General features: G+C 42.2%; 9 protein-coding genes. All 9 read right to left on the reverse strand.

Annotated features, from left to right (window positions below; all coding sequences use genetic code 11):
* Positions 1 to 105 precede the first annotated feature (105 nt).
* The 9 genes from clpB to HMPREF9243_RS07205 all read right to left on the reverse strand — a co-directional run bounded on the left by clpB (position 106) and on the right by HMPREF9243_RS07205 (position 12,805).
* Positions 106 to 2,724, reverse strand: coding sequence for an ATP-dependent chaperone ClpB (gene clpB, locus HMPREF9243_RS07165; protein ID WP_013669177.1), 2,619 nt, complete (start codon positions 2,722 to 2,724; stop codon positions 106 to 108).
* 179 nt (positions 2,725 to 2,903) lie between these two features.
* Positions 2,904 to 5,528 (reverse strand): ATP-dependent Clp protease ATP-binding subunit, encoded by a 2,625-nt coding sequence (locus HMPREF9243_RS07170; RefSeq protein ID WP_013670113.1) that lies wholly within the window; start codon positions 5,526 to 5,528, stop codon positions 2,904 to 2,906.
* Positions 5,529 to 5,627: 99 nt separating this feature from the next.
* Complete coding sequence (locus tag HMPREF9243_RS07175; protein WP_013669337.1) at positions 5,628 to 6,845, reverse strand: dihydrolipoamide acetyltransferase family protein; 1,218 nt, start codon at positions 6,843 to 6,845, stop codon at positions 5,628 to 5,630.
* A gap of 14 nt (positions 6,846 to 6,859) precedes the next feature.
* Positions 6,860 to 7,891: an alpha-ketoacid dehydrogenase subunit beta gene (locus HMPREF9243_RS07180; protein WP_013668574.1), complete on the reverse strand. Its 1,032-nt coding sequence runs from the start codon at positions 7,889 to 7,891 to the stop codon at positions 6,860 to 6,862.
* Between the two features lie 33 nt (positions 7,892 to 7,924).
* Positions 7,925 to 8,929 (reverse strand): thiamine pyrophosphate-dependent dehydrogenase E1 component subunit alpha, encoded by a 1,005-nt coding sequence (locus HMPREF9243_RS07185; RefSeq protein ID WP_231286977.1) that lies wholly within the window; start codon positions 8,927 to 8,929, stop codon positions 7,925 to 7,927.
* Between the two features lie 102 nt (positions 8,930 to 9,031).
* Positions 9,032 to 10,378: an NAD(P)/FAD-dependent oxidoreductase gene (locus tag HMPREF9243_RS07190; protein WP_013669603.1), complete on the reverse strand. Its 1,347-nt coding sequence runs from the start codon at positions 10,376 to 10,378 to the stop codon at positions 9,032 to 9,034.
* Between the two features lie 209 nt (positions 10,379 to 10,587).
* On the reverse strand, positions 10,588 to 11,466 hold the full coding sequence (locus HMPREF9243_RS07195; protein WP_013668859.1) for a LysR family transcriptional regulator: 879 nt from the start codon (positions 11,464 to 11,466) through the stop codon (positions 10,588 to 10,590).
* A gap of 194 nt (positions 11,467 to 11,660) precedes the next feature.
* Positions 11,661 to 12,197 (reverse strand): hypothetical protein, encoded by a 537-nt coding sequence (locus HMPREF9243_RS07200; protein ID WP_013669796.1) that lies wholly within the window; start codon positions 12,195 to 12,197, stop codon positions 11,661 to 11,663.
* Between the two features lie 155 nt (positions 12,198 to 12,352).
* On the reverse strand, positions 12,353 to 12,805 hold the full coding sequence (locus HMPREF9243_RS07205; RefSeq protein ID WP_013669747.1) for a MaoC family dehydratase: 453 nt from the start codon (positions 12,803 to 12,805) through the stop codon (positions 12,353 to 12,355).
* Positions 12,806 to 12,841 lie beyond the last annotated feature (36 nt).

The raw sequence follows: 12,841 nt of genomic DNA on the forward strand, positions 1-12,841 counted from the left end.
AGTGAAAAAGAAAATTGTCTTTACTAGCTAGTCGTTAATAAAAGGGGCTGCGACTCTGGTCACAGCCCCTTACATACTTCCTTATATTAATTGCTATTCATTTACTTAAGCTTCTTTGATTTTTTCAAAACTGGCCCGGTCTTGAGCCTTGTCATAGTCCACTTCAACCTCTTGGCCTGCAGCGACATCTCCGGCGATAATAGCGCGAGCCAATGGCGTTTCCACTTCATTGGTGATAAAGCGACGGAGTGGCCGAGCACCAAATTCAGGTTCATAGGCCGTCTCAGCAATCCAATCAATTAATTCATCACTAAAGTGCAATTGAATGTGTTGGTCTTTGAGACGTTTATTGAGTCCGGCCAGCATCTTGGCAACAATCCCATGCATATTGTCTTGTGACAATGGCGTAAAGAGGATAATATCGTCAATCCGGTTAAGAAATTCAGGTTTGAAATAGCCATAGAGACGTTCTTTAACCTTGTCTCGAGCCTCAGTAGATATTTCTGAAGTATTCCCATCTTTAGCATCTTCTAAGAGTAAGTCAGATCCGATGTTACTGGTCATGATAATGATGGTATTCTTAAAGTCCACTGTCCGGCCTTGGCCATCTGTCAAACGACCATCATCAAGGATTTGGAGGAGAATGTTGTACACATCACTATGGGCCTTTTCAATTTCATCCAGGAGGACAACAGAATAAGGATGACGGCGGACTGCTTCAGTTAATTGTCCCCCTTCTTCATAACCGATGTAACCAGGTGAAGCCCCTACTAAACGCGACACATTGGCTTTCTCCATGTATTCACTCATATCGATACGGATCATGTTATCTTCAGAGTCAAAGACTTGTTCAGCTAAAGCCTTAGCCAGTTCCGTCTTACCTACCCCGGTTGGTCCTAAGAAAAGGAAGGAACCTAGTGGCCGGTTAGGATCTTGGATGCCTGCCCGGGAACGAAGAACCGTATCCGTTACGCTGTTAACGGCTTGGTCTTGGCCGATGACCCGTACATGTAAGCGGTCAGCCAGGTCAAGTAATTTTTCCCGTTCATTTTGGGCTAGCTTAGTGACTGGAATACCGGTTTGGCGAGAGACCACTTCTTCAATTTGCTCCTCGGTTACCGATTCTTGGACCAGGCTCGGTTTACCGCTGGCTTCAGCTTCGTATTTTTCTTCCATATCTGCTAATTCTTTAGCCAACTTAGGTAGAGTCCCATGTTGCAATTGGGCAGCCTTTTCTAAGTCATAATTATTTTGCGCGATTTCAAGTTGCCGTTTAGCATCGTCAATTTCTTGGCGTTTATCTTGGATATGACTGAGGGAGGCTTTTTCATCTTCCCATTCCAAGGTCAGTTGGTTAGTCTTTTCACGGACTTCAGCTAATTCTTTTTGCAATTCTTCTAAGCGTTCCTTAGAAGCGGGATCATCTTCCTCTTTTAAGGCTTCTTCTTCAATTTCTAATTGTAATTGACGGCGCCGTTGTTGGTCGAGTTCCGTTGGCATGGAATTCATTTCTACCCGTATTTCAGCACTAGCCTCATCAACTAAGTCAATAGCCTTGTCAGGGAGGTAACGATCAGTGATATAACGGTCAGATAATTCAGCTGCGGTAACTAAGGCTTGGTCATGGATTTTAACGTGGTGGTGGTTTTCAAAACTTTCTCTCAAACCACGTAAGATCGAGATAGTATCTTCGACAGTTGGCTCATTAACGAGAACCTTTTGGAAACGACGCTCTAAAGCCTTATCAGTTTCCATGTATTCCCGGTATTCATCTAGGGTAGTCGCCCCAATACAGTGTAGTTCACCACGAGCTAACATAGGTTTTAAGAGGTTACCAGCATCCATAGCTCCTTCAGCCTTGCCCGCACCCACAATGGTGTGGATTTCATCAATAAAGAGGATGATTTCTCCGTCTGATTTCTTAATTTCGTTAAGCACCGCTTTTAGACGTTCTTCAAATTCACCCCTGTACTTGGCTCCAGCTAATAGGGAACCCATATCGAGGGAAAAGATGGTCTTATCACGCAGGTTACTTGGCACGTCACCCTTGACAATTCTTTGAGCCAAGCCTTCTACAATCGCGGTCTTACCAACACCCGGTTCCCCAATGAGGACAGGGTTATTCTTGGTCTTTCTAGAAAGAATCCGGATAACATCACGAATTTCATCATCGCGGCCAATGATAGGATCCATTTTACCTTCTCTAGCAATCGCGGTTAAGTCGCTCCCGTATTTTTCTAGGGAATCATAATTTTCTTCTGCGTTTTGAGAGGTCACGCGATCACCCTTTCTCAAATCTTTAATCTTGTCCTTGACTTGGTCATAGCTTGTATAATTACTTAACCACTTGGTCAGATCAAGATACTTTAATTTAAAAATGCTTAGTAATACAATTTCAGTTGACAAGTATTCATCTTGGAATTCTTGCGCCTCTTCTTGGGCAGTTTGCAATAGTTCTGCTAGGGAACGCGAAATACCTTGTCCGTATTGAACATTGCTGCCGTTCACTACAGCAATACTATCCAGTTCACGGTCAAGTTCCTTATCGAGTTCGTCCATTGGAATATTCATTTGATGATAAAAATTATAAGCAAATTGTCCAGGTTGTACTAATGCTTTGAAGAGATGCGGAATCGAGATTTCTTGATGATGTCTTGTCATCGCAATTTGTTGCGCATTTGCAAGAGCTTCTTGTAAACTTCTTGTCATTTCCATATTATTCATTCTCTTCGCTCCTTTGATTCATTCATTTTAAAGGTATCTTTTAACCTTTACATTGACTATTATAACATATTGGTCAGTATTGATCAATATATTTAGTCAAACTTAGTCAAATATTTTTAGATAACTTTCTTTGCCAAGACAAAAAAGAGCTGTGCTATCAACATCACAGCTCCTTACCTTTAATTATCTTCGACTTTAAAAATCACTTGCTCACTATCTGTATCATACAAGAGATCGACTTGGTCATGTGCCTTTATTTGTCCACTAATGATGCGTTCAGCAAAAGGCGTTTCCAAATATTTGCGAATGAAACGTTTTAAAGGCCGCGCCCCAAATTCAGGTTCATAAGCAGAGTCAGCTAAGTAATCCTTTAAGTCCTCTTGATAAGTTAGGAAGATATCTTGCTGACTTAAGCGGACTTTCAACTGGTCTAGGAGTTTCTCAACAATCGCCTCCATATTTTCTTTAGATAGGGCCGAAAAGAGAATCGTATCATCAATCCGGTTTAAAAATTCAGGTCGGAAATGTTCTTGGAGTTTCTTAGTTACTGCTTGACGAGCTCCATGCGATATCTCACTGTTTTTATGCTGAAGCATATCCGCAAGCAGAATATCCGAACCTAAATTACTGGTCATAATCAAAATAGTATTTTTGAAATCAATCACCTGACCCTGGTTATCTGTTAGCCGACCATCATCTAGAATTTGTAATAAGAGGTTAAAGACATCCCGGTGGGCCTTTTCAATTTCATCTAAAAGAATAACCGCATAGGGTTGTCTACGAACTGCTTCCGTCAATTGTCCCCCTTCTTCGTAACCAACATAGCCAGGGGGCGCCCCTACTAAACGCGCAACACTGTGCTTTTCCATATATTCACTCATGTCTAAACGGATAATTTTTTCTTCATCATTAAATAACTGATCAGCTAAGGCTTTAGCTAATTCCGTCTTTCCTACCCCAGTAGGCCCAAGGAATAAGAAAGAACCAATAGGTCGGTTAGGATCTTGGACATCGGCACGAGACCGTATAACTGCCTGACTAACGGCTTGAACAGCTGGATCTTGACCAACAATACGTTGGTGTAAGCGGCTAGCTAAATGCATTAATTTTTCCCGTTCATGTTCAGCCACTTGGGCCACAGGGATGCCGGTTTGTCTGGCAATCACTTTGGCCACATCATTCTTCCTTACCCAGGGATCTAATAAGGGACCATCACTACCCTCTAGAATGGCCTGATAATCTGCCTGAACTTGATCTATCACAGCTTCAAGTTGGGGAATATTTTCCTCTTTTAACAGCTTCACCTTTTGACTATCAAAAGCTTTTTGGGCTTGGTCCAAGTCTAAATGGGCTTGAAATAATTTTTGACGGTAACCTTGCCAGTCTTTGAGCAAGACTTTTTCTGCCTGCCATTGTTCTTCTAGCCTAGCTTCCTCATTTTGGGCACTTGCCTGAGCCTGCTGAAGTTTATCCTCTTCATCAACTTGTCCGTTTGAAGCGGTTTGCGCATTGGCTAAAGTTAGCTCCATATGATATCGCTCTTCTCTAGCTGCTAATAAACTAGCAGGCGCTTCTTTAAGAACCATACTTACTTCTGCACAAGCAATATCTAAGACATCGATGGCCTTATCCGGTAAGTAACGATCAGTCATATAGCGGTCACTCATAGTAACACTAGCTTCAATAGCAGAATCATCAATGAAGACCTTGTGGTAGTCTTCGTGTTGGGCTTGTAAGCCTCTAAGAATCGCCTGGCTTTCATCAAGAGTGGGTTGGTCAACGAGTATTCGTTGAAAACGGCGGTCAAGGGCACGGTCCTTTTCAAAGTATTGGTGATACTCCTGGTGGGTGGTCGCCCCAATACAGTGAATTTCACCTCGAGCTAACATAGGCTTGAGTAAGTTTCCAGCGTCCATAGCACCTTCTGTCTTTCCAGCTCCCACAATCGTATGAATTTCATCAATAAAGAGAATGATTTTTCCTTGTGAGCTTCTCACTTCATCGAGTACTGCTTTTAGGCGTTCTTCAAAATCACCACGATACTTGGCACCTGCAATCAAGGCTCCAATGTCTAAAGCCATAACAATAGTGTCCTTTAAACTTGAAGGCAGCTTGTCTTCCTCAATATGCTGGACTAAGCCTTCGACTAAGGCCGTTTTACCGACACCAGCTTCGCCAATGAGGAGGGGGTTATTCTTTGACCGCCGCGATAGGATGAGCACCATATCAGCCAATTCTTTTTCCCTTCCAATAATGGGATCCATTTCATCCGCGCGATAGCTGGCATTTAAATTTCGGGCATACTTGGATAAGGCCGGAAAGGATAAGCTCACATCATCTCTATCAACCGTCCGCCTTTCTTGATAATCGGCTAATTTTTTATGGGCACTCGCTCGGTTAACATAATTATTTAACCAATGGGTCAGTTCATTGTTTTTCAGGTCAAAGAGGGCCAATAAGAGGTCCTGACTAGCGATTTCGTTAGCGTGTCGCTTTTCTTGGTAGTTTTCTGCCCCTTGGAGCAGGTCGCCGAGTTGTTTTGAAAATTGCTGACCATAGTTAAGATTCTTGCCATAGTCGCTACCTATACGTGACAACTCGCGATTAATTTCCGCCTGCATGGCCTTCATCGGCACATTGAGAGACTTTAAGAAACGATAGATAAAGCCATTTTGATCTTCGATTAAATAGTTAAAGACATGGGCAATGGCGATGTTTTTATGTTTTTTCTTAATGGCCAAATTTTCTGCTTGTTTTAAGGCCGTTTCTATATTTTCAGCCAAACGTTTTTTACTATTAACCATTTTTTCCCTCCTTTACCTACCTATAAAAAATGAGAAGGCTGCGACTTCTGTCCCAGCCCTCTCCTGCTATCTCGGTCCAACGGATAGTCATTATGCTTCTTATAGCAATAAGCTATAAGGATTTTCTAGATAAGAAACAATTAGGTCTAAGAAAGCACCAGCTGGATCCCCATCCAATAATTGGTGGTCAAAGGTTAAACTTAATGGGAATTTACTTAATTCCACCACTTTGCCATTATCATCAAAGGCTAATTCCTTTTGAATGGCCCCCAGACCCAGAATACCCGCTTCTGGTGGATTGATTACCGGGGTGAAGTATTCAATTCCTCGCCCTCCCATATTAGTAATAGAGAAGGTAGAACCGGAATAGAGATCTGCTGGTAGTTGACCAGCCTTGGCCTGGCTAGTCACTTCGTTAATCCTTTCGCCTAATTTACTTAGACTGAGGCCTTGAGCATCTCTAATAACAGGAACCACTAAGCCATCAGCAACCGCTGTTGCCATACCAATGTGAACCGCTTCATGTTGTTCCCAGTGTCCATCCTGGTACCAGCTATTCATTTCTGGCGTTTCTTCTAAAGCCTTCACAGCTGCTCGGGTAATTAAGGTGGTCCAGCCTAGTGCTGCACCATCATTGGCTTTGGCCTTAATTTCTTGACGCAGCTTGCTTAATTGAGTCACGTCTGCCTTGCGATGTAGGGACAGCTGGGCTGTGGTTTGTAAGCTTTGTACCATCCGTTTTGCAATAGTCTTACGCATACCTGGTAAACCTTCACCAGCTTGGCTAGTGACTGCTTGACTAGGCTTAGCTTGAGGTTGATAGCGTTCAACATCACGACGGGTAATCCGGCCATTACCACCTGTTCCCGGAATATCTTCAATGTCATAGCCCTTTTCAGCTGCTAGCTTACGGGCGACGGGAGTAATAAAGATACGCTCACCTTTAACTGCTCCCGATTGAGCTTTCTTGTCTGAAGCTTTCTGGGCTGGCTCTTGTGACACTTCTTTTTCACTTGAGCTGGATTCTGCTTCAGCTTCACTAGATTTTTCGTCTGAGCTTCCAACTTCCACTTCTTCTCCAGGCTCGCCAATATAAGCCATGGCTGCCTTACATTTTAACACGTCACCTTCATCAGCTAGAATTTTAATCACAGTACCTGCTTCTGGTGCTTCAACATCACCAGATAATTTTTCCGAACTAATCGTTGCTAGGACATCGCCTGAAGAAACTTCATCGCCTTCTTTAACATACCATTGTTCAATGGTTCCTTCTGTCATGGTGAGTCCTAATGTTGGCATTACAACTTCTGTCGCCATATATTTCCGCCTCCTTATGCTCTTAAGTCGTCAATAAGTTCAGCAGCTTCTTCAATTACCTTATCTGCATCAGGTAAATATAATTGTTCCAAGTTGACCGCAAAAGGTACCGGTACATTAGGTGCACAAATACATTTAATTGGTCCGTCAAGGTAATCAAAGGCCTTATCACTCACTACAGAGGCAATATCGGTTGCTGTATTATTGTGAGGATTGGATTCATCAATTACAATTAAACGTCCGGTTTTCTTCACCGATTCAATCACGGTTTCTTGGTCCCAAGGGGCAACGGTTCTTAAGTCAATGACTTCTACAGAAATGCCATCCTCAGCCAAGCGGTCAGCTACCTCTTCAGCAACAAAGAGCATTTTCCCTATAGTAACAATAGTTAGGTCGTCGCCTTGACGGTAAACATTGGCCTTTCCAATCGGGATGGTATAATATTCTTCTGGAACTTCGCCCTTTTGCCCATAGATGGTCTTATCTTCTGAAAAGACTACAATATTATTATCTTCAATTGAGGCTAGGAGTAAGCCCTTAGCATCATAAGGTGTCGCAGGAACAACGACTTTGATCCCTGGAATAGATCCAAAAATTCCATAATAAGATCCCGAGTGTTGGGCAGCTGCACTGGCCCCAGCCCCATGCATGGTCCGAACTACCATAGGAATCTGTGCCTTACCACCAAACATATAACGCATTTTGGAGCCTTGACCCAATAAGGAGTCCAAACAGAAACCAATGAAATCATTAAACATTAATTCTGGAACAGGGCGTAGACCAGTCACGGCCATACCTACTGCTGCAGCCATATAGCCCATTTCTGATAAGGGAGTATCTATTACACGGTCAAGACCGTACTTAGGGCCTAGTCCCTTAGTGACTCCCATCACGCCACCCCAGGCGTCTTCATTTTCTTCAGCTAAATGATCAACTTCGCGTCCACCCGCAATATCTTCTCCTAATAAAACCACACGATCGTCTTTTTCCATGGCTTGGTCTAAAGCTTCATTAATTGCGGTCATAAAGGCAATTTCTCTACTCATATTAAAGTCTCCTCTCTCAGCTAAATCCTCAGATTAGTCAGCGAAAACATCAGTTAATAGATTTTCAGCAGCAGGAATTGGGCTTTCTTTAGCATATTCCACAGCCTCTTCTATATCTTGTTTGGCTTGTGCTTCGATTTCTTCTAATTCTTCTTGACTTGCTAAGCCATGTTCAATGGCATAATCTTTAAAGACTTGAATAGCGTCACGGTCAGCCCATTCTTTCTCTGGGCCAGAAAGGGCTTTGTATTTTTGTTCGTCCCCTTCAAAGTGACCATAGTTACGGTAGGCCACACATTCAATTAAGCTTGGTCCACCACCTTGACGGGCCCGGTCAATGGCTTCACCGGCAGCTTCATAAACAGCCATCAAGTCCTTACCATCGACACGGACCCCTGGCATATTGTAGGCTGCCGCCCGTTCAGCAATAGTTTCCGAGCCCGAAGAATACCACTGAGGCGTTGATTCCGCAAAGAAGTTATTTTCATTGACAAAAATAACCGGTAGCTGCCAAATACTTGCCATATTTAAACACTCATGGAATAATCCTTCATTAGAAGCCCCATCTCCAAAGAAACACACAGCAACTGAATCAGTTTTGAGGTATTTATTACGCATGGCAGCCCCAACAGCTAGTCCGAAACCGCCACCAACCATACCATTAGCTCCTAAGATCCCCTTATCGAGGTCAGCTATATGCATGGATCCGCCCTTACCTTTACCAAGGCCGGTCTCTTTACCAAAGATCTCAGCCATCATCCCTTTAAGGTCGCCTCCCTTGGCCACACAGTGACCGTGTCCGCGGTGGGTAGAGGTAATGTAGTCATCATCAGTTAAGTGGGCACAGACACCACTAGCAATCGCTTCTTCACCAGCATATAAGTGAACGAAACCAGGAATTTCCCCTTGAGCGAAGAAGCGGTGAACGGTATCCTCAAAGTCGCGGATTTCGTTCATCGTTTTATAAATCGCCTTGGCCTTATCTGGGCTCATGGCTTTAACTTCAACATCAGAGGCTGTTTTAATATCGGTTTCCATCCGCTCTTTAAATTGAGCTTGTCCGGAGCTTTTTCTTTGCTCTTGTTGTTGTTCTTGTGCTTTCACCATAATGAATTCCTCCTATTGTATCTGTTTAACTCATCAATATTTTCTTACCAATGCTTTAGCGACATCTCCAATAGTTTCTGATAAGGTAGGGTGGGCGAAGACCATTTGCGCTAATTCATCAATGGTTCCCTCACATTGATAGACGGCTAGGAGAATATGCATAATTTCACTTGCTCCATGACCAACTACCAGGCCCCCTAAGATCTGCCCATATTGTCTTTCACTAATAATATTGACAAAGCCCTCACTCTCATTCAGAGCAGCAGCTGCCCCATTCATCATGAAAGGAATTGAATGACTAATCACATCATAGCCAGCCTTTTGGGCTTGGTCTTCGTGTAAGCCAAAACTTTCAACATCAACGTCAACTGCCATTTTACGAGGCACGGCATTAAAATCTAATGGATACTCAGCCTGGCCGAGGATAGCCTTGACTGCCTTGATACCTTCATGGCTAGCAGCATGGGCAAAGGGCCAGCCCCCGATTAAATCACCTACTCCGTATACTCCAGGTGAACTGGATTGATAGTTTTCATCGACAGCTAGATAAGTGCCTTTTTTATCTAGTTCTAGTCCCATAGCTTTTACCAAACTTAAATCTGGACGCCGACTCAGCATGAGGAGAACTTGGTCAAAACTAAGGTCTTGACCATCACTCAGCTGAATTTTCCCAGGACTAAGCCGATCAATGGCTACCCCTTCAATCACTTTTACCGAAAGTTTTTTGAATAGCTTTTTGACATAGTCTTGAACTTCCTTAACCTGGTTAGGGATAATGGTTGCCTTTTCCTCAATAAGAGTCACCTTTACACCTAATGCAGCCATGGCAAAGGCAAATTCAACCCCATGCTCACTAGCGCCAACAACCACTAAGTCGTCAGGTAAGTCTTCCATTTGGAAAAAGCTCTCATGCGTCAAGTAATCGACCTGGTCAATACCAGGTATCTCCGGATCTAAGACCCGACTTCCAGTAGCTAAGAGAACATTTTCAGCGCTAAGGGTCTGATCATTGACCCTAAAAGTCTTGTCCTTGACAAAGACTGCTTCACCTTCAATAAAATCAATCCCATTACTTTTAAAAATTTGCAAGATTCCCTGTTGATTTTGTTGGACGACTTGGTCCTTGCGTTCTTTAAGCGCTTTAAAGTCAACTGAATCACTTGCTTGACTGAGACCATATTTAGCCAGTTGCTTACTTTGCATGGCCCAGCGTCCATTTTGAACGTAGCTTTGAATGGGGATGCAGCCTGAATTTAAACAAGTTCCCCCAACTGGGCCCTTCTCAACTACGGCTGTTTTTAAGCCCGACTTAGCGGCCTCTTCCGCAGCGATATAACCTCCTGGTCCAGAACCAATGACAAGTAAATCATAATGTGCCAAGAAAATCACTCCTTCCAAATATAAATGTAATCGCTTTCATTTATAATAACACATTCTTTTTTAATTGCCAGAAAATTCATACACTATTTCGACTTTTATTTTATTTTTTAACCAATTAGTGATATTTTTCTTTAAAATAGAAGATCTAAAAAGACCCCCAAGTAATCGACTTACTTGGAGGGCTTCTTTGTGTCCTTTATCATTACATTTTAGGCAAAGTCACGCTGGTAATCTTTAGCAAAATTAAAAAATGCTGGCGCTGCTTGAGAGAAGTAATGGCCTTTCTTATAAACTAGGCTAACGGTCCTCTGGATGGAAAAATCTGCTACTCTAAGAGGGATAATCTGTTCTTGGCTTGATAAGAGAGAAATCTTAGGCGTAAAAGAAATGCCATAACCGGCTTCGACCAATTTATGGATCGCAGCGGCATCTTCTAATTCGATCTGGTAATTAGGTGTAAAGCCGGCCTGTTGACAGAAACCATCCGTTAACTCCCGAAAACTATAACCCTGACTCGAACCAACAAATTTTTCCGCCTTTAAATCGCTTAAGAAAACCTGCTTAGCCTGGGCAAAGGGGTGTTTCTGACTCACTGTGACAAAGATTTCTTCACTGATTATAGGGAGGGTCTCGACTTGGTCATGATTAATCTCATGGGTAGCTATCCAAAAATCGAGTTGATCTTTTAACAATTTTTCGAGCATCAAGGCACTCGCTGCTTCATACTGCTTGACCCGAACCTTGGGATAATCGTGGAGAAAGTCGCTCAATAAATTAGGGAAAACATGGGGAAGGGTAACGCCAATGATAATTTCACCATGTTCTAAACCGGAAATTTCCCTAACCACCCGCTTTCCTTCGTTTAAAGCACTAAAGGAATGATCGAGGTAAGTTAGAAAAGTTTCCCCATAGTGATTCAAATGAACACCGCGGCCTTGACGGACAAATAGATCGACTCCTAAATCTTCTTCTAACTGTTTAATAGCCCGGCTAATGGCTGGTTGAGATACATTTAATTCTTCCGCGGCACTGGTCATATTGCCTATCTCAGCCACCGCTTTAAAATATTTCAAAGCATAGTAGTTCATTTTACCACCTCTTCATTGATTGTCCTTATTATTTCAATTCCTCAGCTATTTTTCAAGGCTTAGTCAGTCAACTTCCCTTTTAACTTGGACCATTGCCATAAGAGTTATTTTTCATAAAAAAGACTGGGATTTTTGTCCCAGTCCGTAATAGCTTTTTCATATTTTAAGAAGAGAAAATCATTAGCTAGTTAATCTTATTTATCTTGCTTGCTTTCTTCCTTGTTTTCGTTGTCATTTTTCTTGTCACTATCGTCATTATCTGATTCCTTCTTGTCTTCTAAGAAAGGTCTGTCGAAATCAAGGAAATGACCTGGTCTAAAGTCGGTAAAGAAACGACTGAATTCATCATTGAAGCGTTGGTGCATTTGATTAAAGTGATCCATTAATTGATCATATTGAGCTTGGTTTTCATCAGTAACATCCACCCAGCCGGTGTCTTGACCATTAATGTTCATCCGCATCTTGCGACTAACTTGAGGTTTTGAACTTTTAGCTTGAGTTGGATGATTAGCGCCTGCAGATTCTTCAACCTTATAAGAAACTACATCATCATCTTCTAATTCATTGACATCGACTTGGAATTGAGCGCCTTTATCCTTTAAGAAAGCTAATTTATCTTGGTCTGAAAGGTTAGCATATTTGATGAAATCTTGTTCATTAAGTTCTGCAACTAGGATACCTTTACCATATTTATCACTGTTAACTTCTGCAGTTACTGTATACATTTTCATAAATGATCACCTTTCTTAGTTATTTGATTATCTTACTATTAGGATCTCTTTCATCCTACATTTATAGTATAAGCCTTTAATCAAAATTAGTCAATATATATGACTGACTTTAATTGACTTTAAAGGTAAAAAAGAGAGTGATCTCACTCTCCCTATTAACTAAAATCTTTATCCTTAGAAAAAACAACCACCTTCGATTCATTTTCTAAGACGACATCATTTTCTTGGTTGATGACTTTTACAGACACATAGGCAATGCCCCGATCTGACTTGCTTTTAGAGGGTTTAAAATCAGTAATTTCGCCTTCGATGTGCAGGTCGTCGCCGGGGTAGACGGGTTTAGTCCAATTGAGGGTCACTCCGGCACCAATATCTCCATGTTTAAAAGGAATGCTTTCAACCATTAATCGCATCATAATTGAAGTCACCAACCACCCGCTGGCGCAAAGTTGCTTAAAGAAGCTGTCTTCAGCAGCCTGCTTATCTAAGTGGAAAGGTTGGGGATCATACTTTTTAGCAAAATTGATGGCTTCTTCTTCAGACAAATGATAGCTACGGCTTTTGAATGTTAGGCCTACCTGACAGTTTTCTAAATAGATAGCTTCCACGGTCTATTCCTCCTTTTTCCTAATTATCAGACAATT

Source organism: Aerococcus sp. Group 1, assembly GCF_000193205.1.
GTDB classification, from domain to species: domain Bacteria; phylum Bacillota; class Bacilli; order Lactobacillales; family Aerococcaceae; genus Aerococcus; species Aerococcus urinae_A.